The sequence below is a fragment of the Glutamicibacter sp. NPDC087661 genome (assembly GCF_044743275.1).
Lineage (GTDB): Bacteria > Actinomycetota > Actinomycetes > Actinomycetales > Micrococcaceae > Glutamicibacter.
Map to the genome: position 1 here is coordinate 353,268 of NZ_JBIUWE010000001.1, position 24,886 is coordinate 378,153.

Annotated in this window: 21 protein-coding genes; 13 read left to right on the forward strand and 8 right to left on the reverse strand. The window is 59.1% G+C overall.

Annotated features, from left to right (window positions below; all coding sequences use genetic code 11):
• Nucleotides 1-211 precede the first annotated feature (211 nt).
• From ACIOTN_RS01745 to ACIOTN_RS01770, 6 genes are all read right to left on the reverse strand, one after another.
• Nucleotides 212-406 (reverse strand): hypothetical protein, encoded by a 195-nt coding sequence (locus tag ACIOTN_RS01745; protein ID WP_105657631.1) that lies wholly within the window; start codon nucleotides 404-406, stop codon nucleotides 212-214.
• A gap of 28 nt (nucleotides 407-434) precedes the next feature.
• Nucleotides 435-839: a hypothetical protein gene (locus ACIOTN_RS01750; protein WP_105657630.1), complete on the reverse strand. Its 405-nt coding sequence runs from the start codon at nucleotides 837-839 to the stop codon at nucleotides 435-437.
• A 201-nt stretch (nucleotides 840-1,040) separates the two neighbouring features.
• On the reverse strand, nucleotides 1,041-2,213 hold the full coding sequence (locus ACIOTN_RS01755; protein ID WP_105657629.1) for a metallophosphoesterase family protein: 1,173 nt from the start codon (nucleotides 2,211-2,213) through the stop codon (nucleotides 1,041-1,043).
• A 234-nt stretch (nucleotides 2,214-2,447) separates the two neighbouring features.
• Nucleotides 2,448-3,746: an MFS transporter gene (locus ACIOTN_RS01760; protein WP_133833644.1), complete on the reverse strand. Its 1,299-nt coding sequence runs from the start codon at nucleotides 3,744-3,746 to the stop codon at nucleotides 2,448-2,450.
• Nucleotides 3,747-3,785: 39 nt separating this feature from the next.
• A complete protein-coding gene (locus ACIOTN_RS01765) occupies nucleotides 3,786-4,691 on the reverse strand; it encodes a carbohydrate kinase (protein WP_105657627.1) in 906 nt (301 codons plus the stop codon).
• On the reverse strand, nucleotides 4,688-6,160 hold the full coding sequence (locus ACIOTN_RS01770; protein ID WP_286134200.1) for a glycoside hydrolase family 32 protein: 1,473 nt from the start codon (nucleotides 6,158-6,160) through the stop codon (nucleotides 4,688-4,690). The genes ACIOTN_RS01765 and ACIOTN_RS01770 overlap by 4 nt, the downstream gene beginning before the upstream one ends.
• A gap of 122 nt (nucleotides 6,161-6,282) precedes the next feature.
• Between ACIOTN_RS01770 and ACIOTN_RS01775 the strand changes: the two genes are divergently transcribed.
• The 10 genes from ACIOTN_RS01775 (at nucleotide 6,283) to ACIOTN_RS01820 (ending at nucleotide 18,063) form a co-directional block, all read left to right on the forward strand.
• On the forward strand, nucleotides 6,283-7,311 hold the full coding sequence (locus tag ACIOTN_RS01775) for a LacI family DNA-binding transcriptional regulator (RefSeq protein WP_286134199.1): 1,029 nt from the start codon (nucleotides 6,283-6,285) through the stop codon (nucleotides 7,309-7,311).
• Between the two features lie 370 nt (nucleotides 7,312-7,681).
• Nucleotides 7,682-8,707 carry a LacI family DNA-binding transcriptional regulator gene (locus ACIOTN_RS01780; protein ID WP_105657624.1) on the forward strand — a complete coding sequence of 342 codons (1,026 nt, stop codon included), beginning with the start codon at nucleotides 7,682-7,684 and terminating at the stop codon, nucleotides 8,705-8,707.
• A gap of 44 nt (nucleotides 8,708-8,751) precedes the next feature.
• The gene (locus tag ACIOTN_RS01785; protein ID WP_105657623.1) at nucleotides 8,752-10,428 is read left to right on the forward strand and encodes an ABC transporter substrate-binding protein; all 1,677 of its coding nucleotides are present in this window, start codon (nucleotides 8,752-8,754) and stop codon (nucleotides 10,426-10,428) included.
• Between the two features lie 73 nt (nucleotides 10,429-10,501).
• Nucleotides 10,502-11,479, forward strand: a complete 978-nt coding sequence (locus ACIOTN_RS01790) for an ABC transporter permease (protein WP_402734725.1) — start codon at nucleotides 10,502-10,504, stop codon at nucleotides 11,477-11,479.
• Nucleotides 11,480-11,484: 5 nt separating this feature from the next.
• Nucleotides 11,485-12,459 carry an ABC transporter permease gene (locus ACIOTN_RS01795; protein WP_105657621.1) on the forward strand — a complete coding sequence of 325 codons (975 nt, stop codon included), beginning with the start codon at nucleotides 11,485-11,487 and terminating at the stop codon, nucleotides 12,457-12,459.
• Complete coding sequence (locus tag ACIOTN_RS01800; RefSeq protein ID WP_105657620.1) at nucleotides 12,456-13,373, forward strand: ABC transporter ATP-binding protein; 918 nt, start codon at nucleotides 12,456-12,458, stop codon at nucleotides 13,371-13,373. The genes ACIOTN_RS01795 and ACIOTN_RS01800 overlap by 4 nt, the downstream gene beginning before the upstream one ends.
• On the forward strand, nucleotides 13,370-14,317 hold the full coding sequence (locus tag ACIOTN_RS01805) for an ATP-binding cassette domain-containing protein (protein ID WP_332487209.1): 948 nt from the start codon (nucleotides 13,370-13,372) through the stop codon (nucleotides 14,315-14,317). The genes ACIOTN_RS01800 and ACIOTN_RS01805 overlap by 4 nt, the downstream gene beginning before the upstream one ends.
• A gap of 8 nt (nucleotides 14,318-14,325) precedes the next feature.
• Nucleotides 14,326-15,906, forward strand: coding sequence for a glycoside hydrolase family 32 protein (locus ACIOTN_RS01810; RefSeq protein ID WP_402734726.1), 1,581 nt, complete (start codon nucleotides 14,326-14,328; stop codon nucleotides 15,904-15,906).
• 214 nt (nucleotides 15,907-16,120) lie between these two features.
• Nucleotides 16,121-17,392, forward strand: coding sequence for a CynX/NimT family MFS transporter (locus ACIOTN_RS01815; protein ID WP_402734727.1), 1,272 nt, complete (start codon nucleotides 16,121-16,123; stop codon nucleotides 17,390-17,392).
• On the forward strand, nucleotides 17,389-18,063 hold the full coding sequence (locus ACIOTN_RS01820) for a FadR/GntR family transcriptional regulator (RefSeq protein ID WP_402734728.1): 675 nt from the start codon (nucleotides 17,389-17,391) through the stop codon (nucleotides 18,061-18,063). Before ACIOTN_RS01815 ends, ACIOTN_RS01820 begins: the two co-directional genes overlap by 4 nt.
• A 27-nt stretch (nucleotides 18,064-18,090) precedes the next feature.
• On the opposite strand, the gene ACIOTN_RS01825 is transcribed toward ACIOTN_RS01820, so the two are convergent.
• Both ACIOTN_RS01825 and ACIOTN_RS01830 read right to left on the reverse strand, forming a co-directional pair.
• A complete protein-coding gene (locus ACIOTN_RS01825) occupies nucleotides 18,091-19,233 on the reverse strand; it encodes a glutamate--cysteine ligase (protein ID WP_105657616.1) in 1,143 nt (380 codons plus the stop codon).
• A gap of 155 nt (nucleotides 19,234-19,388) precedes the next feature.
• Nucleotides 19,389-20,630, reverse strand: coding sequence for a THUMP-like domain-containing protein (locus tag ACIOTN_RS01830; protein WP_133833646.1), 1,242 nt, complete (start codon nucleotides 20,628-20,630; stop codon nucleotides 19,389-19,391).
• 455 nt (nucleotides 20,631-21,085) lie between these two features.
• Between ACIOTN_RS01830 and ACIOTN_RS01835 the strand changes: the two genes are divergently transcribed.
• From ACIOTN_RS01835 to groL, 3 genes are all read left to right on the forward strand, one after another.
• The gene (locus tag ACIOTN_RS01835) at nucleotides 21,086-22,627 is read left to right on the forward strand and encodes an amino acid permease (protein WP_402734980.1); all 1,542 of its coding nucleotides are present in this window, start codon (nucleotides 21,086-21,088) and stop codon (nucleotides 22,625-22,627) included.
• A 204-nt stretch (nucleotides 22,628-22,831) separates the two neighbouring features.
• Complete coding sequence (groES, locus tag ACIOTN_RS01840) at nucleotides 22,832-23,128, forward strand: co-chaperone GroES (protein ID WP_133833647.1); 297 nt, start codon at nucleotides 22,832-22,834, stop codon at nucleotides 23,126-23,128.
• Between the two features lie 33 nt (nucleotides 23,129-23,161).
• Nucleotides 23,162-24,763 (forward strand): chaperonin GroEL, encoded by a 1,602-nt coding sequence (gene groL, locus ACIOTN_RS01845; RefSeq protein ID WP_105657612.1) that lies wholly within the window; start codon nucleotides 23,162-23,164, stop codon nucleotides 24,761-24,763.
• Nucleotides 24,764-24,886 lie beyond the last annotated feature (123 nt).

A 24,886-nucleotide genomic window follows, 5' to 3' on the forward strand; every position in this document is an offset into this window, starting at 1 on the left:
ACGTCTATGTGTCTCAGGGTAATGATTCGTCATAGCATCACGTTGCGAAGGCTTCCTAGCCCGATCTTGCAAACCAGTCGCAAGAAGAAAATGAACTATCTCGTCCGGGGCATCCACCTCTAGCTAGGCATTGATTGCCTTTTGCGTCCTTCTCCCGAGGTGTAGGTGATCTTGTCAATAGTCTCGGGAAGACTTGGCGATGAACTGAAATCTATCGGTCCATTTGCAATCGCTTCACGTTGTAACTGCTCGTGTGGTTCGGCGTGCGCATGATCGATTCGACGGCATTGATTTGGTCGTCGTCGCTGATTCCGGTGTCTTCGAATAGCTCGTTGATCTGCTTAATCTGTCCGTCGAAAGTGCGTAGGGTCGTCTCCCGCACAACGCCCGAATCGGCTGCAGTCACCTCTCGATTCCCTTGCCTTGCCCACCCACTAGCTCCAGGTCCTATGCTTCTTGCACCTCAGGGCATAGTGGGTGAGCGCCGCATCGGAAAGGTCCAAGCTGTTGCCGGCGGCTGTGGTCTGCAGTGCCTTGGCCAGTAGCTTCAGGTAGATCGCGAATTTCTCGATTCGGGTGCTGCCGTAGTCGATGACCTGCGAGAAGAAGTCGTAGGACTTGTTGAAGGCGCCCGCGGTTTTGCGGAATTCGACTGGTTGTTCCGGTTCCAGAGTGTTGTTATCCTGCGTGGCATTCCTGCGGCGGTCGTGGAATACGTCGATGGGAGGTTGCAGGTGTGAGTCCGAGCCCTTGTGGTTGTGTTGGGCTACCCACTTCGTGGCGACCTGGTCCACGTCCTTGTCGCTGTAGCTCCCCATCGAGTCCGGTTTCATGATCATGTCGAAGATGATGCCGGGTTGGATTCCTCGTGGATGGAGGCGTCTTCGTAGAAGGTCTGGAACGCTTTACAAATACGCCGGCCATGGTTTCCAGCTGTTCGATAATTTGCCGTTACCAGTTTCGCTGCGGTAAAAAAAGTCTGGGCAAGACGAAATCGCTCATTCGTCGGTCGGTTTCGTCTTGCTCAGAACTTGTCTTGGCTATGGAAGCGGCAGTGGCCCTTCGATCGGTTGTCCCTGAGTACCCATGTCGATACCCAGATCCTTGGCGAACACGGTGCGGGTTCCGGCGTAAACGCTGTTCTTGTTCTCGTCGAGTTCGAAGACCCGGGCGCCGCGTAGGTGATGGTTCTCGGTCCCACCGAGGCCGTAGGTGCCGAAACCGGTACCTGGACCGTAGCCGAGCTCGATGCCGTAGTAGTCACCCATGTAGGTGTTGATGTGGTCGTGGCCGCAGTACACGCCCCGGACATCTCCGCGTTCCTGCAGCGCGGCGAACATGCCGGAATTGAATGCGCCGGTGTAGACGCCCTCGTTCTTCACTCCGACGATAGAGTGCTTCTTGATGGCCTTCTCGTGGTCAGCGTCGTTCGAGGTGAACTGGGCGCCGTACCACATGTGGTTGTGCTCCCACAGTGGTATGTGGAAGAACATTAGCGACTGAACCTTGCCGTAGCGGTTTTCGGTGGCTATGGAAGCCTCGCGATACCAAGCGATCTGCTCGGGACGGATCCAGTCGTAGGACATGAGGCCCTCGAAGTCCTGGCCGCCAACAGTCTTTGGAGCGTAGCGGTTCGAATCAAGCAGCCAGATGCCAAAGACAGGTTTGGCGGTCTTCGAGGAAGCGATCAGCAACTGGGAATTCGATTCGCCAACAATCTTGTCATTCTTCGAGTTGGCATTGAACTCATAGCCTCGAATGAAGTTCAGGATCTTTGCCTCGTCCATGCCTGTGCCATTGGGCATTGAATCTTCATCGTGATTGCCGAAGGTAAGTGCCCAAGGGATACCGCGGGACTCCATCGGCTGCACGACGTTGTTGATAGCCTGCTTGACTTCGGTAACTGTTTGAGAGGAGCCATTGATTACATCGCCGTTGATCAGGGCGAAGCCGGGCTTCTCGGCATCCAGAACCTTCTCCATCAGCTCAATGGTGCGACGATCGGTGCGCGGTCCATCCTGGGTGTCATTGAACTGAACGATCTTGAACTTGCCATCTGCCGCGAATTTCAGTTTTGGCCTGGGAGCCGTTCCCGGATTCTCAGCCGGTGCTGGGGATGCAGTGGCGCTGTTGGCGGCGAAGAGTCCGGTGATAGCGGCTGCGGTGCCGGCAACCAATATCCCGCGACGTGGAACAGAAGACGATGTTTTCATGGAGACCTTTCAAAATGATTCTGTGATTCGCCGTGTAATTATCGTGGCGACAATGTTTAGATCGTAGGAATCCAGAGTGACGAAATGATGAAATTAAGTCATCGACAATAGGTGTGCAACATAAATAAACCCAATGCAGAAGTTGCGCATTTTTGACATTCCTTACTCAAACGAGAGCGGGGTGGGATGTCGTCGAATTCGACAACATCCCACCCCGCTTCGCCTAATAGTCAGCTATGAGTTCATGGCAGCTTTTGAATGACGCATGAACGGGTCACCATCTACCTGCTGATCATCTTTTTTGAGAGCGAAGAATCCGTAGATCCCAGCTAATAGCACAACTAGAGAAATCACGATGAAGGTCTGCTGGTAGCCCATACGGTCATGGAGCGCACCGAGGGGAGTGGACAGAATGACGTTGCCAATCTGTGCCGATACTTGGAACCCAACCATGTATAGGGTTGCCGACAGTGCCGGATTGAAGTGCAGCGTGAAGTAACGGAAGATCGGCAAGATGAATAGCGGTGTCTCAATGGCATGCAACATCTTGATTGCCGAGACCAGCACCGGATCGTCAACCAGAGCGCAGCCGATGATGCGGACAAACATGATGGCCACTCCCAGTAGCAATGCTGAACGAATGCCTATCCGGCGCATGACCAGGGGGATGATGCCAAGCATGGCCGCTTCAACGAACACCTGAACTGAGTTCAAGATTCCGTATACCCGCTGTCCGGTCTCGGGTGATTCAAATAGGCCGGTGTAGAACTCGGGGAACATCTGCTGGTCGAAGACGGTGTAGAACGTCCAAGATAGCATGACGAACAAGATGATCAGCCAGAGACTCGGCAGCCGGAATAGCCTGAACATTTCACGAATTGTCGGTGTAGTTGCGGGGGAAAGAATTTTCCTGCCGGAACCGGCGGCGATCACTGGCTGTCTATTGGTACGGCCCAGCACCAGCAGCAGGAGATGGGCCAGGCCCAGAACGGACCCGATCCAGAAGTTCAGCATGGGGTTGATAGTGAACAGGAAGCCGGCCGCCAATGCGACCAGAGCGTAGCCAAAGGACCCCCACATGCGGGCCTGCCCGTATTCAAAGTTGAAACGGCGACTGTAGCGTTCGGTCAAGGCTTCAAATAGCCCAACTCCGGCTAGGAAACCAGTTGACAAGACAATGGCGCCAATGAGCACGCCGGCCATGAACTGGGACTGCAATAGTGGCTGGTAGACCCACGTGCAGAATGGCCCGATCAGGGCGGTCACCGAGGCAAGAATGGTGGCCAGATGCTTTCTGTCGCCAAGCCGATCCTGAATGGCCCCGTAGGCAAACATCAGGATCAGCGTTGCCAGCGAGTTTACCGAGTAGAGCGTGCCGACCTGTGCCCCGGTGAGCCCTAGACCTGCTGATTCGCTGGTGAGCCAGATCTGGAAGAAGGACCACCAGATGCCCCACGATGCGAAGAACAGGAGCATCGAGAAGGAACTCTGGAGGTAAATAGGATTCTTGTAAGTAGTCGTAATGCCAGCCATCTTTGTCCTGGATTCTTTCGTGAACGCTGCGAAGCGTAGTTACTGAGCGATTGCGAGGGAGAAGTCTTTAATCCACGGGGGATTGGCTCCGGCTTGTGCCACTGTCAGTGCAGCTGAGGTTAAGGCCTGACGAAGTGCCTCTTCAACATCTTGAGACTTAGCCGTTGCGCCGTGACGAAGAGCTTGAGCGAATTCTGGATTAGCCAGCACTCCAAAGAGCAGCCCGGACATGAAGGCGTCCCCGGCACCTATGGTGTCCACAAGATTGGTGGGAGAGGCAGCGACATCAAATTGCCGTCCCGAGGAAAGCGCCACGCAACCATCGCCGCCCTGAGTCATCACCGCCAAGGCTGGGCCGAGGCTGGCTACGTGCTTCAGAACCTCCCATGGCTCTAGGCCTGGGTATAGCCACTGACCATCAACGTCGCTGAGCTTCACGATGTGGCTCAGGCCCATCAGCAGCTCAATGCGTTGCAAAGCCGAGTCCCTGTCCTCGACAAGATCCGGACGGAGGTTAGGGTCATAGCTTCGAAGTGAATCGTCTGATGCATTCTTGAAAGCATCGACAATGATTTGACCCGAGGGTTCAATCCAAGCAGCGATGGAACCGGTGTGCAGCAATTCGCTGGAATCATCAGCGGGGACAGCAGGAATCTGCTGGTGGATGTCGAAGGTGTAACGAGCATTGAAGTGCTCATCCATCACTACCTGGGCTACGGACGTGGGATGCCCAGTTACTGAGCCGGCGGCAACATGCACTCCCGCCTGATCCAGGTGCTCCGCAATTTGAATGCCGTAGGAATCCTGACCGAATTCCGTATAGAACTGAACATCATGTCCCAGCCGGGCAAGCCCGACGGCGACATTCAGCGGTGATCCGCCAGGATGCGCAGTTTCTTCAACAACGTCGACGAGGGATTCGCCCATTACGCTAATGCGGCTCATGCCTTGGGCTCCAGTGCGTTATCAGAGAGTTCTTGAACTTTGAAAGACGCATTCGCACCAGTTGCGACGCGCAAGGTCGCGTAGGCCAGCGCTGCCTCACCGGTGAGCTGATCCGTAAGGGAACGTCGACCACCAGCAGCTAGGATTTCGATAGATCCGTGATCCACGAGAACTTTCACATCTAGTTCATCCGAACCAGCGGGCAGAGGCATGCGCTGGTTGGAGGCGTAGAGCTCGTGGTCTACCTTGCCTGCTTCGCGGCGGTGCTGAATCAATGCGGATTCAACGGTGAGTTCGCTGATAAGAGTGTCATCGGCGCGGAATAAGGAAAGGACTGCTGGTTCGGTTGGGCTGGTAGCAAACGTCAGTTCAACCAGAGCGGGGGAGCCCAGCTCAATACGATTTTCGCCAGCGTTGGCCTTGCTTGATGCAACGTCGGCTTTTGGCAATCCGAGAATGCGCTGGCGAATGTCCAACTTGCCGTTGGAGTCTTTCACCAAATCCAGCCGGCGTGCGGCGCTCATGGATCCGCGCCATCCGTCGTGGGGGAGCTCGCGGGCGTAGTCCCAGTTGCTCATCCAGGCAATGAGAGTTTGCTCGTCTAGTGGCAAGCCGTGGAAGCTGACACCTGCATAGAAGTCGCGTCCCCAGTCCAGCCAGTCGCCCTGCTTCAAGGATTCGTATCCGAAGCTATCCCAAGTTTCCTGAGTCTCATCAGGAGTGAAGGTGGTGCCGTTGAATTCACCAATGAAGTACTGGGTACCTGAGCCGCCGGCCACGCCGCCTGGGTTCAGCGAAACAATTAGAACCCACTTCAGCTGGTCTGTGCCGGCAACTGGTAGCTGGAATAGATCTGGGCATTCCCAGATTCCGGCAACAGCAGCCTGGGGTCCGAAGCTGGAGAGCTCGGTCCAGTCCTTGAGGTTCTCAGAACGGTAGATCATCACTCGGCGATCAATGGCTTCAACAGCAACCATGACCCAGAAGGAACCCTGCTCGGATTCGTATCGGATGACCTTTGGGTCGCGGAAGTCCTTGGACCCTCGATCCAGAACTGGATTCTGCCCGTATTTGGTGAAAGTGATTCCACCATCCAGCGAGTAGGCGATGGCTTGGGACTGGTTGGTCTCATCCTTGGCTGCCGCGGTGTAGATGGCAACGACCGGCGCAACCGTGCCGTCGCCGAAGCCGCTGGTATTTTCGTGGTCCACCACGATGGAGCCGGAGAAGATATCAGCCATGTCGCCGTGCAGAATCGCGATAGGAAGTTCTTCCCAGTTCACCAGATCGGTGCTGACCGCGTGGCCCCAAGACATGAATCCGTGGCCTACGCCGTGAGGATTGTGCTGGAAGTACAGGTGGTATTGCTTTCCGTCAAAGAACAATCCATTGGGGTCATTGATCCAGTTTTTCTTCGCAGTGAAATGTAGCTGTGGTCGCTTCACCGCGACCTGTTGAGTTTCGGGCAACGCTGCCATCCTTCGATATGAGTTGGCTAAATGGATTTAGCACAAGACTCTAACAGCGTGGCCGAATCACTGCAATAGGCTAGGGTCGAATAATTGCATTCGAACTGTCTCAAGAGGGAAATGTGGAATCGCCTAAAGCCAAGCGGATAACAATTGCTGACGTTTCAGAAGCTTCGGGGATGTCCAAGGCTGCCGTCAGCATGATCCTGAACAATAAGCCGGGCACGCGACTGTCCGCCGAAGCCACGGAACGAGTGCGCGCGGCCGCCAAGAAACTGGGTTACCGGCCAAATGCGGCAGCCCAATCCTTGCGAAGCGGGAAGACGCGCACCCTGGGGTTCATCTCTGATCAAGTTACCGTGACTCGTTTTGCTTCCGAAATGATCACCGGCATCCTGCGCGCAGCGGAAGAGCGAGACCATACGGTGCTCATTGCTGAGACCTTCGGCAAGCCAGAACAAATGGCTGAAGCAATAACGCAGATGACCCACCGGGACGTTGACGGGCTGATTCTTGGGTTCATGGATTCTCGCCAACGTGATTTGAAGATCCCGAAAACTGGATTGCCCACCGTGCTGGTCAACGGCATTGACGACAGCCCTTGCGTCGCAGTGCTTCCCAATGAGATGGATTCGGGGGCTAAAGCCGTGCAGAGGGTTATCGAATCCGGGGCGAAGAGTGTTGCGGTCATCGGTGAACTTGAAAACGCCGAAAAGGATCCGCGAACCTATCCAAGTATCTCTCGCCGCTTCGGCTCCCTGCGCAGAGCCTTGGCGGAATCAAACCTCGAAGTACTGGGCCACTGGGTGCTCGACGACTGGAACCCCACCGACGGATATGAAGCAACAATCCGGATGCTAGCCGACGGGTACAACCCTGACGCCATCATTTGCGCCAATGACCGCGTGGCCATGGGTGTCTTCCAAGCGCTCGCCGAAAATGGCCTGAAGCCAGGAACGGACCTGTCCGTGCTGTCTTTCGATGACGAGATCATTGCCAGCTACCTTCGCCCGCAATTGACCTCTATTCGACTTCCATATGAGGGGATGGGTGCTCTGGCCGTTGAGCTTCTGCTCGATGGAAAGCTGGAGCCCGGGGAGCATCAGATCGACATGCCGCTCATCGAGCGCGAGTCCATGAAATCCCGCTGACTCGCGGGCGCAACCGAGCCGGCCGGTTCCGCCAACCTGATTTCCACGATTTCCTTTGTGTCTACCAGTGCCATTTCGGGGAATGGCTGCCATGCTTCGGGGTGCTGATTACGCCTCTGCCCTGTGGCATCGTGCCCCATTTGCCCTACTCAGCTGAATGAAGCAAGGGATTCCCATGTCTTGGATCCATGGCCTTGACGGTCAGGAATCGATCCTGTCAATGATTTTCACTGCCGCAAAACTTCTTCCTTGACAGCCGTAAGTGATGTAGGTTACCTTATTTCACAGCGTAGTAACGCGCGTTACTGAATCGTGTTAGCAAACCGTTGGCACGACGCGAAACGCACTGATCTCGAAGGGGAGGAGGGGCATGTCTCAGCAGTCAGTGACCATGGCCGACGTTGCCAAAGCAGCCGGGGTGAGCCGAACAACCGTCTCATTCGTACTCAACGGCCGGATGGAATCAAGCATCCCCGAAACCACAAGAGAACGAATCAACCAAACGGCGCGCGAACTGGGCTACCGCCCCAACGCAGCCGCACGAACCTTGGCCAGCAAACGCAGCTCCTGGTTCGGGCTGGTGACCGAAATTGCCACCTCGCCCTTTGCCACTGACGTGATCAAGGGAGCGCAGCAGGCAGCATGGAAAGACGGCAACTTCCTCCTTATCGCACCCAGCGACGATGATCCAGGCATGGACAACCTCGCCGTTGAGAAGCTGCTTGAACAGCAGGTTGGCGGATTGATCATCGCGACTTCCTGGCACCGCCAAATCACGGTGCCGGAAAATGCAAAATCAGTTCCCTGCGTACTGGTCAACTGCTTCGACGCCGGAGGCCAATTGCCATCAATTGTTCCGGATGAATTCGGCGGCGGATACGCTGCCGCTGAAATCCTGGCCAAGGCCGGGCACACCAGCATCGGGCACATCACTCTCAAAACAGGAATTCCTGCGCAAATCGGACGCCAAGCCGGTATGAAGCAGGCCCTGCGCGATCACGGAATTGAATTCGATGATTCCCGGATCGTGCCTGGTGATGGAACTGCCGACAGCGGGTACCACGGTACGCAAACGCTGCTAAGCCAACTGGATCCGCCTACCGCAATTTTTTGCGGAAATGACCGGATCGCCATGGGCGCCTATGACGCAATCAAGGAACGCGGATTGCAGGTGGGAAAAGACATTTCAATCGTCGGATTCGATGATCAGGAAATTCTGGCACCGCATATGCGGCCAAAGCTGACAACCATTGCCTTGCCCTTCGAAGAACTGGGCATGGCGGGGGTGTCCCTATTGAATCAAATGGTAGAGGGCTCGCCGATCGAGAATCGCCAAATTACCATCGGCTGCCCCCCACGCATTCGTTCGTCTGTGGCCATGCACGGCCGCAGATGAACTTCCCCTCCGCTACACATCACATGAATGGATGAGGAACTTCAATGATAATCAAATACTTACGTCGCGCGCACCTTGCCGTGGCCGCGACCGCTGTGGCCGGCACCCTCGCCTTGAGCGGATGCGTCGCATCGAATCCAGGCGGAACTGAAGGGGGCGACGGATCAGCCAACGCCGCGTTCCTGACCATTCCGCGCGAGGACATGGGAACCTTCTCAAAAAACTTCAACCCCTTCTCGCCCAATGCTGCGCCAATGACCGGGCAGTCCATTTACGAATCCATGCTGGTCTACAACCCGGCAGGCGGCGACACCGTGCCTTGGCTGGCCACGGAGTGGAGTGCAGGCAAAGACGGAAAGTCGCTGGCCTTCAATCTGCGTCCGGGCGTTAGATTCTCCGATGGCACCCCGCTGACGTCCAAGGACGTCAAGCTCTCAGTTGAACTGCAAAAGGAACTGCTCGGCGGCTATGACTACCTGAAGTCCATCAAGACTCTCGATGACTCGACCATCGAGTTCCACTTCAAGCAGGCATTCACCCCGGCCCTCTACGAACTGGGCCAGCAGGTGATTGTCCCGGCCCACATCTGGTCCAAGTTCGACAAGCCCGGAAATGAAGAGAACCCGAAACCGGTAGGCACCGGACCATACACCGAAGTAGCCAATTTCCAGGCGCAGTCCTTCGAATTGGGCAAGAACCCATACTATTGGCAACCCGAGAAGCAGAATATCGGCGGCATCCGCATGCTCGCTTTCGCCGGCAACGACGGAGCCAACCTCGCCGCCATCTCCGGCGATGTTGACTGGACGCAAACCTACATGCCGGATATCCAATCGACCTACGTGGACAAGGATCCGGAGCACCGTCATTTCTGGTTCCCGACCACTGGCGCCGAAATCAACTGGCAGCTGAACACTACCAAGAAAGAATTCTCGGATGTTCGCGTACGCAAGGCGTTGAGCATGGCCGTAGACCGCGAACAGGTTGTCAAGGTCGGCATGTCCGACTACGCCAAACCAGCGGACTGCACCGGACTGTCCGGCAACTATGACAAGTGGCGCGACACTGCGGTCGTCGAACAGTGCGACTGGACCACGCGGGATGTGGAAGGCGCAAAGAAGCTTCTTGATGAAGCAGGCTTCAAGGAGAATGCACAGGGGCAGCGCACCACCGCCGCTGGCAAGCCATTCACCTTCGATATCTCCGTGGGTTCAACCTCCTCGGATTGGCTTTCGGTAGCGAATATCATCGCCCAAAACCTCCAGGACGTGGGCATCAAGGCCACTGTTGATTCGCCGGATTGGGCCGCGGTGACCGCAAGCTACGAAACCGGTGAATTCGACACCGGAATCGTTTGGACCGCTAACGCTCCGACTCCTTACCAGTACTACCTCAACCTCATGGGCAGCCAGAACGTCAAGCCCGTGGGCAAGCAGACCTTTGACAACTACCACCGGTTCAGCGATAAAAAAGCAGATGAGCTGTTGAACAAGTTCGTGGCTGCCGGCGATGAGGGAGAACAGAAGCAGATCGTTAACGACCTGCAGGCTCGCTACAGCGAACTGGCACCGGTAGTACCGCTATTCGCCGGCCCGGAATGGGGTGCCTACACCACTGAGAACTTCGTGGGTTGGCCAACCGAAGATAACCCGTATGCCACGTTGAGCAACCGGGCCCCGACCACCGTTCTGGTGCTCACCAGCCTGGAACCAGCGAACTAGCAACATTTTCCCTTCGCAGCGGGCGGATACCGTCCGCCCGCTGCGTTGCGATCCTTAGCCAAGGACACACAACATGAGTTTCCTCCTACGGCGCTTGGGCTTTTATCTCCTAGCCTTCTGGGCGTCAATCACCCTGAATTTCCTTCTACCGCGGCTGATGCCAGGCGATCCCGTCACCCGCATGCTGTCCCGCTCGCAGCAACGGCTTGAGCCACAACAAGTCGAAGCACTTCGAACCCTGATGGGAGTGGACGGCGGCCCCATCATCCCCGAATACTTTGGCTATCTTAGCCGTGTCTTGACCGGCGACTTTGGGATGTCGATTTCCCGTTTCCCCACTCCAGTCTCCGAGGTCATCGCCTCGCAGCTGCCGTGGACCTTGCTGCTGGGACTGACTTCATTGATTTTCGCCGTGATCCTCGGAAACCTCCTGGGCATCCTTGCCGCCTGGCGCCGTGGCGGCTTCTTGGACTCGGTTGCTCCACCGCTGCTGGTGTTCATCGGTTCTTTCCCGTATTTCTGGCTAGCCATGGGGGCCTTGTACATCTTCGGCATCAACATGGGCGTCGCCCCGATGCGCCATGCCTTCTCCGTAGGCCTGGTTCCCGGATTCAATCTCGAATTCATCCTGGACGTTGCAGCGCACCTGGTCCTGCCCGCGCTGACCATCGTGCTGGTTTCCCTGGGCGGCTGGATGCTGGGCATGCGCAACACCATGATTGCCACCAACTCCGAAGACTATATTTTGATGGCCGAGGCCAAGGGGCTGCGACCGCACCGCATCATGCTGAACTACGCGGCACGCAACGGGATGCTGCCATCGGTCACCAGCATGGGCATGAGCATCGGCTTCATCGTCGGCGGCGCACTGCTGACCGAAGTGGTATTCGCCTACCCAGGCGTCGGCTACCAGCTGCTCGGCGCTGTCCAAGGCCTTGACTACCCGCTGATGCAGGGCATGTTCCTGACCATTACTGCCGCGGTGCTGATAGCCAACTTCCTCGTAGACCTTGTCTACGTCCGACTCGACCCTCGCGTGCGGAAAGGCTGATCGCCATGACCCAGAATGCTACAGATCCACAGACTCTGGCTGCCTCGCAACCAGCGGAGGAAAGCGGCTCCGCGCGTGCCAGAGTCAGTGCTACCCGGTTGCTGCGGACTTTGCTCCGCAACGGCAAGGCCGTGGCTGGGCTCAGCATCCTGCTTGCCTTTATCATCCTGGCCTTGCTTGCCCCGGCGCTCTTCCCCGGGGATCCGTCGCGGATTACCTCGGCCGGTGCCAGCGCACCAAGCATGGAGCATTGGCTGGGTACCACCAGCAAGGGCCAAGACGTTTTGGGGCTGACCCTGTGGGGTGCCCGCTCGTCGCTCTTCGTCGGCTTCGCCGCCGGCATCCTCTCCACCATTGTCGGCGTGCTGGTCGGGTTGAGCGGGGCCTACTTCGGCCGCGGCCTGGACGAGGTGCTCTCCCTGGTTACCAACGTCTTCCTGCTGGTGCCCGGCCTGCCGTTGCTGGTGATCCTGGCGGCATTCATGCCGCCTGGTCTTGGCACGGTGATCGTGGTGCTGATGATTACCGGATGGGCAGGCAGCGCACGCGTCATGCGTTCCCAGGCCATGTCCATCCGCGGAAAAGACTATGTTGCCGCGGCTTTGGTATCGGGCGAGCGCCCGCTGCGCATCATGGTCCGCGAAATGCTCCCCAATATGGCCTCGGTCGTCATGACCACGCTGCTTGGCTGCATCATCGGCTCCATCGGCGCACAGGCTGGGCTTGAATTCCTGGGCTTGGGCGACGTGAACACCATCTCCTGGGGTACCAACCTGTTCTGGGCGACCAGCGACGGATCGCTGATGCTGGGCCAATGGTGGATTTTCGTGCCATCGGGCCTGGCCATCGCCTTGGTCGCCTTCGCCTTGGCCCTGTGCAACTATGCGGTGGATGAAATCACCAATCCGCGCCTGCGCCGCCCGAAGCATGCAACGAAAAGCACCGCGGCGACTACCGTGGTGCGAAAGGAAGAAAAATGAGCGTCCCGGTATTGGAAGTCCAGGACCTGACCGTCGAGTACGTCAGCGACGAGAGAGCTGTGCGCGGCGCTGACCGGGTCAGCTTCGCCATCCACTCCGGTGAAATCTTCGGTTTGGCGGGGGAGTCCGGCTGCGGCAAGTCCACCATTGCCAACTCGATCATGCGCTTGCTGAAAGATCCTGCGCGGATCACCCACGGCAAGATCCTCTTTGAAGGCCAAGATGTGCTGGGCATGGACGAAGCGGAACTGCGCGCCTGGCGCTGGAACAACGTCGCCATGGTATTCCAGTCGGCGATGAACTCATTGAACCCGGTCACTCGAATTGGCGAGCAGTTTGTCGACGTGATCCGCACGCACCGTGGCGGCACCCGTGCTGCCGCGGTGCAGCGCGCCGAAGAGCTGCTCACCATGGTGCGCATCGATCCGGCGCGATTGCGGGCCTATCCGCACCAGCTTTCAGGCGGACAGCGCCAGCGCATTGTCATTGCCATGGCCTGTGCGCTGAACCCGCGGTTGCTGATCCTGGATGAGCCCACCACGGCGCTGGACGTAGTGGTTCAGCAAGAAATCCTGGAGCAGATCAGGGAACTGCAAAGCGAACTCGGATTCGCCATCCTGTTCATCACCCATGACATGTCGCTGATGCTTGAGCTCTCCGATCGCATTGGCATCATGTACGGCGGGCGCATCGTGGAGCTGGCACCGGCGCCGTCGTTGCGCCATGGTTCGAAGCACCCCTATACGCAGGCGCTGCTCGGAGCGTTCCCGCCCCTGCACGGACCGAAAGTCAAGCTCACCGGCTTGGCCGAAGGCACCAGATTCACCAACATCAAGGACCTTAGGCAGGTAGGCGAAGGCCATTGGGTCGCCCCGACCCAAGCCCCGGTCCTCACTCAAGGAGAACTGCCATGACCTCGACAGCTGCCAAGCACGCCTCTATGGTGCCAGTGGTGCGTATCCGTTCGCTGAGCAAATCTTTCACCAGCACCGCACTGTTCCGTCGCACGAAGGTTCCGGCCCTGAGGGGTATCGACCTGGAGCTGCACCGCGGTGAAATCGTGGCGCTGGTGGGCGAATCAGGTTCCGGTAAATCGACGTTGGCCCGCTGCTTGGCATTGCTTGAGGTACCGGATTCCGGGGAAATGCTGGTCAATGGAAAGGACATATCCGGGCTCAAGGGATCAGCGGCCCGGAACTACCGCAGCGAAGTGCAAATGGTGTTCCAAGACCCTTTCGGTTCGTTGAACCCGGCCTTCCGAGTGGAGCACATCCTGGAACGCGCCTTGGCGCTGCACCAGCCAAGCATCAAGTCCAAGCGCGCAGAAATGGCCAAGCTGGTGTCCACCGTCGGGCTGAGCCCGGATGTGTTGTCCTCATTCCCGCACGAGCTCTCCGGCGGACAGCGCCAGCGCATTGCAATCGCCCGCGTGCTGGCAGCCAAGCCGAAAGTCATCCTGGCCGATGAGCCGACCTCCATGCTGGATGTCTCGGTGCGGATCGGCGTGCTGAATCTGCTGCACAAGCTGCGCGATGAGCATGGGATCTGCATCCTCTATGTCACCCACGACTTGGCATCCGCCCGCTATCTCTCGGACCGGATCGCGGTACTTAACGAGGGGCGAATAGTCGAGTCGGGCGAGTCCGTGCAGCTGCTGGACAATCCCCGGCATCCATACACCCGGCTGCTGGTGGGCGCGGTACCCGACCCGGACCGCGACAGCAGCCAGGATGCGTCGAAGCGCGCGGCCCTGCGTGAACAGATCCACCGCTGGTCGGCCAGCACCACCCTGAAAAAGCACATGATCGATGAATCACGCCAGCACTGGGTGCTGGCCGGCGAAAGCGAAATGAATTGAATCTGGATATGAATGCCGCCTACGGCAGCGCCTCCCGGAGAAATGTTGTCAAAACCCTGGCTGCAGCCACCGCTTTGGGGCTGGCCGGGGTTGGCCCAGATGCAGCCAATGCCGCTCCCGCAGGCAGCTCCAAGACCAAGAGGGGCGTTTCCCCGGCCATGAGCTACCGTCCCACCTACCACTTCAGCGTCCCCGACAATTGGAAGAACGACCCGCAGCGTCCGGTGTATCTTGATGGCGAATACCTGTACTACTACCTCTACAACGAGGACTACATTCTCGGCGGCAATGGGACCAGCTGGCGCATGGCGAGCACCACTGACCACGTCAATTTCACTGACCGCGGCGTAGCTATCAGCAAGCATGAGAGCCCCAACGGGGACTGCTGGTCCGGATCAATTGTCATCGACCAGCAAAACACCGCAGGATACGGGAAGGGCACGCTGATTGCTTTGGTCACCCAAGCCCCCAATGGCGTGCAGGCCCAGTACCTCTGGTACTCCACCGACAAGGGACGCAGCTTCAAACCTGGAGGGACCGAACCGGTTCTGGCCAACCCGGGCACCGATGCCTTCCGAGACCCGAAGGTGATCTGGCATGAGCAGAGCTCTCAGTGGGTCCTGCTCAATGCCGAGGGAGACCGCATCGGAATCTATGCTTCGGCGGATCTGAAGCAGTGGACGAGAACCAGCGAATTCGTGCGCACCACTCTGGGCATTCTTGAATGCCCAGATCTCTTCCAGATCCAGGCTTCGGATGGTTCCAGGCATTGGGTGCTGGGAACCAGCGCTAACGGCAAGCCCCGCGATTTGCCCGCTACCTACGCCTACTGGATTGGCGACTTCGACGGAAAGGCCTTCACTGCTTCTCAGGCCGAGCCGCAATGGCTGGATTGGGGCTTCGACTTCTACGGCGCGGTGACCTATCCGGACCGCCACGCCGATGGCAGCGAAAATCCCGGAATGCGCCGCGCCATTGGCTGGAACAACTTCTGGGATTATCCGCATAATGCTCCGAGCATGGCCACCGATGGCTACAACGGAGACGACATGATTGTGCGCGAGGTGCGGATGGTTGCCGGACCGAATGGCAATTACCTCGCTTCTGTTCCGGTGGCGCAGCTGGACAGGCTAGCCCGTGCAACCACCAAGTTCGGCAGCCCTGTGGTTTCGGGGGAGAAGATTCTCCCGTTCTCCAGCAGTGCTTATGTGCTGCAGTGCGAATTGCAGTGGGACCCGGCCAACCCGCCGGAAAACATCGGTTTCGAGCTGTGCCGGGCCGTATCCGGAACGCGCCATGTGGCAACCGGGCTCTATTTGGCCGGCGGGTTCGCCTATGTGAATCGCAAGCCGGGCTTCCATCCGGGGGATAAGGGCGAATCCAAGAGCCCATTGGAGGTACCGAGCGGGAAACTCGACGTGCGCATCCTGGTGGATCGCTCTAGCGTCGAGGTGTTCTTCGGCGACGGGCGGCTCGTCCACTCTCATCGCGTGTTCCCGCTGTCCACTGATGCCGGGATCAAGCTCTTTGTCTCCGGCGGGAAAGCGTCATACAAGAATCTCACGGCGCGCGAGCTGGGCTTCGCATAGGAGGCTGGCTGCTGCCAGGATCCAGGAAGCCCGAGGGTGGCTTGGGGTAAATCGGGTCGCGGGCCATCCTGCGGTGCTTGCCAAGTGCACGACGTAGCCGGAGTTCGGCCCCGAGCAGCAGTACTTGGCGGACAGAAGCGGGCACGCCGCGAGGTTCTGGTGCGCTGGATCACAGGATTCGCCGCGTGAAACATCAAACGTCTAATGTTTAAACGTGATCGACAACGCATCAGAATCCGCGGCCCCGCCTCCTGCCAGCAAAGCCGCCAAGCATCCCTGGCGGGCAAGCGCACTGGCAGTTGCGGCGGTGATCCTCGTCGGGCTGAACCTGCGCATGGGTATTGCCTCGGCATCTCCGCTCTTCCATGACCTGCAGGAGATGATGGGGTACGGCACGTTCATCGCTTCGCTGCTGCCGACGATCCCAGTTTTGTGCTTTGCCGTGGCTGGCGCGGCAACGAGCTTGGTGATCCGCAGGACCGGACTGGAACTGGGCATCGCCCTGTCCTTGCTGCTGCTCACCGCTGGGCTGGCCTTGCGCATTGTCGATTCAACTTGGGCTTTGCTGGCCGGCACCGTGGTAGGCATGTGCGGCTTGGCCATCTGCAATGTGGCCATGCCCTCATTTATTCGAGAGCACCACGGGAACCGCGCCGCGTCGATGACCGCGGCCTACACGACCACCATGTCCATCGGCGCGACGCTGGCCTCCGCAATCAGCGTCCCGCTGGCGGTGAAGGCGGGTTCGCCGACGACGGCATTGGCTTTGTGGGCGATTCCCGCCGGCCTGGCTTTGCTGGTCTTTGTGCCGCTGTCCATCTCCGGGAAGCGCTCCGCTGTTCAGAAGGGCACGCATGTTTCTCCATGGCCGCTACTGGCCACGCGCAAGGGCTTGCTGTTCACCACTGTTTTCGGCATCCAGTCGCTGCTGGTCTATACCGTGGTCAGCTGGTTGCCGCATATCCTCATTTCGCGCGGGCTGGAGCCAGTTGATGCCGGCTTGATGCTGGGCATCGTGCAGGGAGTCAGCATCCCGGCAGTCATGATCATGCTCTGGATGGCTTCGAAGCCGGCCCTGCTGCGCAGTGCCTTCGTGCTGACTACCAGCTGCTCGGTACTCGGTTTTATCGCTCTGCTGCTCTTGCCGGTAGAACTGTCCTTGATCAGCTCGGTCTTCATTGGCCTGGGCTTCGGGGTGTTCCCGCTGGTGATGCTCATGCTCAGCCGCAGTGGCGGCAGCGCAGAAGAAACGACAGCAATGTCCACGGTGGCCCAATCTGTCGGCTACCTGATTGCAGCCATTGGACCCTTCGCCCTGGGGCTCATGCAGGGCGCATTGGGATCTTGGACGGTTGGCTTGGTGATCATCCTCGCCTTCGCTGTGGTGCAGCTTCTGTTCTGCTACAAGCTGGGCGGCCTGCGTACCGAAGCCGATTCGCATCCGTTGATCGAAGTGGACGGCTCGGCTGAAGCAGGGCGGCCATGAACAAGGCCCCATTGCGTCCGCCCTTGTCCGAAGAGGTCGTGGCGAAGCTGCAGAGCGCCGTAGCGCAGGGCCGCTGGAAGGTGGGGGACCGCATTCCGGCTGAACCCGAGCTGATGGCGGAAATGGGCGTCTCCCGCGGGACCTTGCGCGAAGCCATCAAGGCGCTGGCCAGCACGGGGATCTTCGAGGTCCGCCGTGGAGATGGCACCTACGTGCGCGCGACCAGCGAGATCAGCGGCACCGCCCAACGGGTGTACCGAGACCACTCCGACCAGGACGTGCTCCAGGTGCGATTCGCCCTGGATACCCAGTCGGCCCGGCTCGCTGCCAAAGCCGCTGATGCAAAAGTAGTCGAACAGTTGCGCGCGTTGCTGGGCCAGCGAAGCGAAGCATGGGGAAACCGGGATTATCCTGCGTGGGCGAAAGCCGACTGGAAATTCCATCTGGAAGTGGCGCGGGCTTCCCGTGTTCCGCTGATGCATGAGATCTATGAGAGCTTCGGGGATGTTTTCCACGGAACCAAGATGGTCCAGAGGCTTTCCGACGGATTCGATGGCTGCCTGCACGAGGGCCACGAATCACTGGTAGACGCAATCGAAGCAGGCGATCCCGAAGCAGCAGCTCGAACTGTTATCAAGAATCTTGATTACTGCATGAGCTGGATGCCTTAATTCCTGACTTCGAGGGCGCTGCCCGGACTAAACAGCCTTCATGCGCCGGACGTTTTCCTGCACCACTGCCTTGAAGTCCCCGCCCGAAGCCGCAAAGGTATTGCGCTGCAACTGGTATTCCGCCCCGCGTTCGATCAAACGGATTATGCCCTGCAGTTCCTCGGCGCATCCCAGCTGCTCGGCAATCGGTGCCAGGCGCTTGACCTCTGAGCGCAGGTGGTCGGTCACCAGCATCTCGTCGCCTTGGGCGTTGAGGATGATGATGGCATCCAGCCCGTAGCGGGCGGCGCGCCACTTGTTCTCCACTCGGAACCAGGCCGGCATAACAGGAATCTTGTAGCCGGCTTCGATGGATAGCGACATGTCGTGCACCAGGCACTGGGTCAGTGCGGTAAAAGCGGCAATGTCATCCAGAGAGCTCACGCCATCGCAGATGCGCATTTCCACGGTGCCCAAACGAGGTACCGGACGCACATCCCAGCGGATCTCGGAGACATCATCAATAACCCCGGTATGCAGCATGTCTGCAACGTGGGATTCGTATTCGGACCATGAATCGAAGTGGAAGGGGATCCCGGCAGCTGGCAGCTGCTGGAACATCAGCGAACGCTGCGAAGCGTAGCCGGTGTCTTCCCCGCCCCAGTACGGGGAGGAGGCGCTGAGTGCTTGGAAATGCGGCTGGTAGTTGATCAAACCGTCAGTGATTGGAAGCGCTTTTTCGCGATCGTCCAAGCCCACGTGCACGTGCACGCCGTAGATCACCATCTGGCGGCCCCACCACTGGGTGCGGTCAATCAGCTTGGCATAGCGGTCCTTGTCCGTCACCGGCTGCAAGGTCGGCGCGGCAAAAGGATGGGAGCCCGCGGAATACAGGTCCACGCCGTGGTTTCCGGCGACCTCGTTGAGCATGCGCACGTTGGTGCGCAGTTCCTCAGCCGCGTCTGCCACGTTGGTATGGACACCGGTGACCACCTCCACGGTATTCATCAACAATTCCGGCTTCACTGTCGGATGCTCATCTTCGCGGTCAAGACCGGCCTCATCCTTGAGCTGGTCAAGGATACTCTCGGCAACCGAGCACAAGTCCGCACTTTCGCGATTGACCAAGGCGATTTCCCATTCGACACCGATAGTGGATTGGGAAGAGTGGGCGAACTCGATTTTCTGCACGGCGCTCCTATTGATGACGTCTCGGACGGAATGCTCCGGAGCCGAACAAAGTGGATGGAGCGTCCACCGATTCCTCGATGTTTCTCCATACTCATTGTATGTATTGCGCCGCTCCTGCCGGGACAATGCTCCGGTGGGACCTGCGTCACCCCAGACTAGTGCGGGATGACCTCGAAAGCTACGCGTTTGTCGCCGAGGCGAGCCAGGATCAGCGTTGCCTTGTTCTTGGCGCTCTTGGGGGAGCCTGCCAGCAAAATGCGGCGCAATTCTTCGGGCGTGACGTCGACTCCGCGCTTCTTGATATCCAATGTGCCGATGCCGTTGGATTTCACCCAGCTGCGCAGCTTCTTCACGTTGTAGTCATGCACTGCCATGACTTTGTATCCGCGGGCAAACGGCGTGGAAATCTGCTGGTTATGGGTGAAGTAGGCGATGTGCTCATCGAGCAGGTGGCCGCCAGTGCGCTCCAGCAAGGTCGAGATCAGGTGGGAACGGATCACTGCGCCATCGGGTTCGTAGATGTGCGCTTCCAATTCGCCTACCGGGGCTGGCTGATCATTTGCCGCGGCAGCTGCACTGGCCAACTCGTGGGCGCCGTCCTTGTCGATGACCAGCGCGGCACGGGCGATGTCCTTGCGCTTGAGCTTGCCGAACCAGAGGCAGGCCTCGATGACCGAGCCGTGGTCCGAAATCCAGACAGCCTCGGCGTTCGCCGGAATCGCTTCATGGGGCAGGCCCGGACCGAGTTTCACTCCGACGTCCAGCCCGGAGTCCACCAGCTTCTCCACGAAAGACAGGGGCGGGGAAAACGCCTCGGGGTCGAAGAGTCGGCGGGTGCTTCCCTTCACGTCGGTACGCCGGGCTGGATCCAGCCAGACGCCGTCAATCCCGGTCAGATCGGTGTCCTCGGCGCTGCCGTGGATCACGGTGGCATTGTCGAAGGGCATCAGGTTCAAGGTTGTGGCTGCCGCGGTGGTTTCATCCAGCTCTACTGCGGTGACCTGCAGGCCAGCGCTGGCCAGCGCAATGGAGTCGGTGCCGATGCCGCATCCGAGGTCTGCGACGTGGGTGGAACCGGCATTGGTGTAGCGGCGGGCATGCAGCCCGGCGATGGTCAGGCGCGTGGCCTGCTCCAGTCCGGCCGGGGTCAAGATCAACGAGTCTGCAAAGGGGCCGAATTTCACCCTCGCCCGGAAACGCAGCTCGGCCTGCGCCATGACGGCGCGAACCACCTGGGCGTCGTGGCCTTCCTTGCGCAGCTTCTCATTCAGCGACCAAGCAGCATCCTTGGTGGCCACCATGGACGGGTCGATGGTGGAAAGCAGCTTCCAGCCGTCTTCCGAAAGCAGGGCGGCGAATTGTTCATTGAGCGTAGAGTCATTTGAAGCCTGGGCCATGATCCAAGACTATCGTTGATGCGTCTTGGAACAGACTGGCCCTCTCGGTGTGCCCAGCCCGCAGGGCCAGTGATCTATGTGACAAAAACGCGTCACATTCAGAATTCACAGAATCGCCAAGCGGGCTTCGCCAAGCTCCGGGATCCGGCCGCCCAGCAGTTGCGCCAAGAGCAGTTCGAAGCCGGGAGATGTGAAGCCCTGAAACGAAAAGACTAAGTATCGCTATCTCATAGGCATTGATTTCGTTAGAGAGAGTAATGCTTGTTGCTAATTGGATCATCTGGCTAACGAGTAGCCCTATCGCTGTTTTACAGTTCTCCGCCACTAGGAAGCGGTTCGCTGGACCAAGTCGCCCCGCTTGCTGCGAGCGGCTGCATGTCCTCCGCAAGACCTGAAGTGATCCACGTCGCATTCCCCTGTGGAACTGGTGTTGTATGGCACCTGTGATGAAACCTATGCAGCGAACGACAGTGACGTCGACAACCGGTCCAAAGGCCGTGGATCCCGCACCCCTGGTGCAGAACCAGCTCAAGCGCGGCATGAGCAGCCGCCACCTGCAGATGATCGCCATTGGCGGTTCCATCGGCACCGGGCTGTTCGTGGCCTCCGGCGGCACTATTGCCCAGGCGGGTCCCGGCGGCGCGCTGCTGGCCTACGCCGCGGTGGGTCTCATGGTGTACCTGCTCATGCAGTCCCTGGGCGAGATGACCGCGAAGATCCCGGTGGCCGGATCCTTCCAGACCTTCGCTACCCGCTTCGTTTCCCCCTCCTTCGGCTTCGCCATCGGCTGGAACTACTGGTTCAACTGGGCCATCACTGTTGCAGCGGAACTGGTGGCCGCTGGCATCGTGATGAGCTTCTGGTTGCCTGATGTCCCCGGTTGGGTCTGGGCCGGCTCTTTCCTGGTGGCCTTGACCGCCTTGAATGCTTTGTCCGCCAAGGCCTTCGGCGAAGGCGAGTTCTGGCTGGCCATGATCAAGGTGGTCACCGTCATCGCCTTCCTGGCCGCCGGCGTGCTGATGATCTTCGGGGTGCTCGGCGCGCACACCGATCCGCTGGCCAACTGGCGCGAAGGCAAGGATGTCTTCCATGGCGGCTGGCTGTCCATCGTCTCGGTCTTCATGATTGCCGGATTCTCCTTCCAGGGCACCGAGCTGGTGGGTGTCGCCGCAGGCGAAGCCAAGGATCCGCGCCGCGAAGTGCCCAAGGCCATCCGCCGGGTGTTCTGGCGCATCATGCTCTTCTACATCGGTGCCATCTTCATCATCGGCTGCCTGATTCCGTTCACCGACCCGAGCCTGCTGGCCAGCGGCGAAGCCGACGTGGCTTCCTCGCCCTTCACCCTGGTCTTCGAGCGGGCCGGCATCGCTTTTGCCGCTGCTGCCATGAACGCGGTCATTCTCACCGCCATCCTCTCGGCTGGCAACTCGGGGCTCTACGCCTCAACCCGCATGCTCTACTCCATGGCCCACGATGGCAAGGCTCCGAAGATCTTCGGGCGCACCAACTCCAGCGGCGTGCCGATCATGGCTCTGCTGGCCACCGCTGCGGTAGGCCTCTTCGGGTTCCTCACCGCCCTGGTGGGCCAGGGTGCGGCCTATACCTGGCTGCTGAATGTCTCGGGGCTGTGCGGGTTCATCGTCTGGGTGGGTATTGCCGTATCCCACTACCGCTTCCGCCGCGGTTATCTCGCCCAGGGCTACAGCGTGAAGGACCTGCCCTACTTGGCCCCGCTCTTCCCGCTAGGACCCATCGTGGCCTTCCTGATGCTGAGTGCCGTGATCGTCGGTCAGAACTACCAAGCGGTGCTGGCCGGCCACGGACTGGAAGTGCTCTCGGCCTATATCGGGCTGCCGCTGTTCCTCGGACTGTGGCTGGTGCACCGCATGGTGACCAAGTCCAAGATGGTCAAGCTCACCGAGATGGATCTGGACGCTCCGGAGGATATCGAAGAGTCCGCGGCTGTGCGCTCTGCGCGAACCGGTGTGAAGAAGTAGGGCAATGATTAGCACTCGCCTTGACCGAGTGCTAAAGCTCGTCCTAAAGTCATGTGTGGGTGTCACGATGGAAGTCGCATCTGCAGCTTGCAGCGTTACACACCGCCTGACTGGATACCACCAACTGGCACCGCGACGACGGTTGGTCCAATGCCATAGGGCGCACCCCTACAACCATTGGTTCATACACGAAAAGGAGAGACCATGTCTGTCTCCATTAAGCCGCTCGAAGACCGCATTGTCATCAAGCAGGTCGAAGCCGTAACCACCACCGCTTCGGGCCTGGTCATCCCAGACTCCGCTAAGGAAAAACCACAGGAAGGCGCCGTAGTCGCCGTAGGCCCAGGCCGCATCGATGACAACGGCAACCGCATTCCCCTGGACGTTGCAGAAGGCGACGTAGTCCTGTACTCGAAGTACGGCGGAACCGAGGTCAAGGTCGGCAACGAAGAGTACCTGGTGCTCTCGGCTCGCGACGTACTGGCAGTCGTCGTAAAGTAACGCCAACCTCTCTAAAGTTTCAGGAGAAAATGCATGGCTAAGCAGCTAGCATTCAACGAGGAAGCGCGACGCGCCCTCGAAGCGGGCATTGATAAGCTTGCAAACACGGTGAAGGTCACCCTCGGCCCACTCGGCCGCAATGTGGTGCTTGCCAAGACCTGGGGCGCCCCGACCATCACCAATGACGGTGTCACCATTGCGCGTGAGATCGATCTGGAAGATCCATACGAGAACCTTGGCGCGCAGCTGGCCAAGGAAGTAGCCACCAAGACCAATGACGTAGCAGGCGACGGCACCACCACCGCCACCGTGCTCGCTCAGGCCCTGGTCAAGGAAGGCCTGAAGAACGTCGCCGCAGGCGCCGCTCCGGGCGATGTCCGCAAGGGCATTGAACTGGCTGTGGAGATCGTTTCGGACGCATTGGCCGCTAACGCCGTTGCCGTAGAGGACAAGGTTGCTAACGTAGCCGCGATCTCCGCGCAGTCGGATGAAATCGGCGAATTGCTGGCCAAGGCCTTCAAGACCGTGGGCACCGATGGCGTGATCACCATCGAGGAGTCCTCGACTACCGCTACCGAGCTGGTCCTGACCGAAGGCATGCAGTTCGACAAGGGCTACCTCTCGCCACAGTTCATCACCGACCAGGAGCGCCAGGAAGTTGTCCTGGAAGACGCACTGATCCTGATCAACCCAGCCAAGATCTCCACCGTGGCAGAATTCCTGCCACTGCTGGAAAAGGTCCTGGAAGCGAAGAAGCCGCTGCTGATCATCGCCGAGGATGTCGAGGGCGAAGCCCTTTCCACCCTGGTGGTCAACAAGCTGCGCGGCCTGCTGAACGTGGTAGCCGTCAAGGCTCCAGGCTTCGGCGACCGCCGCAAGGCAATGATGCAGGATCTGGCTATCCTCACCGGTGCCCAGGTTGTCTCCCCGGAACTGGGCCTGTCCCTGGACCAGGTTGGCACCGAGGTACTCGGCTCGGCACGCCGCGTGACCATCACCAAGGATTCCACCACCATCGTTGATGGCGCTGGCACCGAGGAAGATGTCGCAGAGCGCGTAGCCCAGCTGAAGGCTGAGCTGAACCGCACCGATTCGGAGTGGGACCGCGAGAAGCTGTCCGAGCGCCTGGCCAAGCTGTCCGGCGGCATCGGCGTGATCAAGGTGGGCGCTTCCACGGAGGTCGAGCTGAAGGAACGCAAGCACCGCATCGAGGATGCTGTGTCCTCCACCCGTGCTGCCCTGGAAGAGGGCATCGTTGCCGGCGGCGGTACCGCCCTGGTCGACGCGCTGGCTTCGCTGGATACCGATGCCCGCATCGCAGCCACCGAAGGCGACGTAGCAGCAGGCGTTGCGATTGTCCGCCGCGCGCTGGTGCAGCCGCTCTTCTGGATCGCTACCAACGCCGGCTTCGACGGTGCGGTAGTTGCTTCCAAGGTGGCGGAGTCCCCAGCCAACGAAGGCTTCAACGCCAAGACCGGTGTCTACGAGAACCTGCTGCACGCAGGCGTCATCGACCCAGTCAAGGTAACCCGCTCGGCACTGCGCAACGCAGCATCGATCGCTGCCTTGGTTCTGACCACCGAGACCTTGGTGGCAGAGAAGGCTGAAGAAGCTGAAGAGGCGCACGGCCACTAGGGTTTAGCCCGTCACCGAAGCATTGCTTCGTGAGCGAAAGCCGCCGTTGGATCCAGGATTTATCTCCTGGATCCAGCGGCGGCTTTTTGTTCTGCGAAATCGATCCACCCGGGGTGACCCAGC

Bases quoted from the DNA above. Each gene is read 5' to 3' on its own strand.
- ACIOTN_RS01805 (WP_332487209.1), top strand. From the start codon at position 13,370: ATGACCTCGACAGCTGCCAAGCACGCCTCTATGGTGCCAGTGGTGCGT.
- ACIOTN_RS01830 (WP_133833646.1), bottom strand. From the start codon at position 20,630: ATGGCCCAGGCTTCAAATGACTCTACGCTCAATGAACAATTCGCCGCC.
- ACIOTN_RS01795 (WP_105657621.1), top strand. From the start codon at position 11,485: ATGACCCAGAATGCTACAGATCCACAGACTCTGGCTGCCTCGCAACCA.
- ACIOTN_RS01835 (WP_402734980.1), top strand. From the start codon at position 21,086: ATGCAGCGAACGACAGTGACGTCGACAACCGGTCCAAAGGCCGTGGAT.
- ACIOTN_RS01760 (WP_133833644.1), bottom strand. From the start codon at position 3,746: ATGGCTGGCATTACGACTACTTACAAGAATCCTATTTACCTCCAGAGT.
- ACIOTN_RS01810 (WP_402734726.1), top strand. From the start codon at position 14,326: ATGAATGCCGCCTACGGCAGCGCCTCCCGGAGAAATGTTGTCAAAACC.
- ACIOTN_RS01820 (WP_402734728.1), top strand. From the start codon at position 17,389: ATGAACAAGGCCCCATTGCGTCCGCCCTTGTCCGAAGAGGTCGTGGCG.
- ACIOTN_RS01765 (WP_105657627.1), bottom strand. From the start codon at position 4,691: ATGAGCCGCATTAGCGTAATGGGCGAATCCCTCGTCGACGTTGTTGAA.
- ACIOTN_RS01750 (WP_105657630.1), bottom strand. From the start codon at position 839: ATGATCATGAAACCGGACTCGATGGGGAGCTACAGCGACAAGGACGTG.
- ACIOTN_RS01790 (WP_402734725.1), top strand. From the start codon at position 10,502: ATGAGTTTCCTCCTACGGCGCTTGGGCTTTTATCTCCTAGCCTTCTGG.
- ACIOTN_RS01800 (WP_105657620.1), top strand. From the start codon at position 12,456: ATGAGCGTCCCGGTATTGGAAGTCCAGGACCTGACCGTCGAGTACGTC.
- groL (WP_105657612.1), top strand. From the start codon at position 23,162: ATGGCTAAGCAGCTAGCATTCAACGAGGAAGCGCGACGCGCCCTCGAA.
- ACIOTN_RS01755 (WP_105657629.1), bottom strand. From the start codon at position 2,213: ATGAAAACATCGTCTTCTGTTCCACGTCGCGGGATATTGGTTGCCGGC.
- ACIOTN_RS01785 (WP_105657623.1), top strand. From the start codon at position 8,752: ATGATAATCAAATACTTACGTCGCGCGCACCTTGCCGTGGCCGCGACC.
- groES (WP_133833647.1), top strand. From the start codon at position 22,832: ATGTCTGTCTCCATTAAGCCGCTCGAAGACCGCATTGTCATCAAGCAG.
- ACIOTN_RS01780 (WP_105657624.1), top strand. From the start codon at position 7,682: ATGTCTCAGCAGTCAGTGACCATGGCCGACGTTGCCAAAGCAGCCGGG.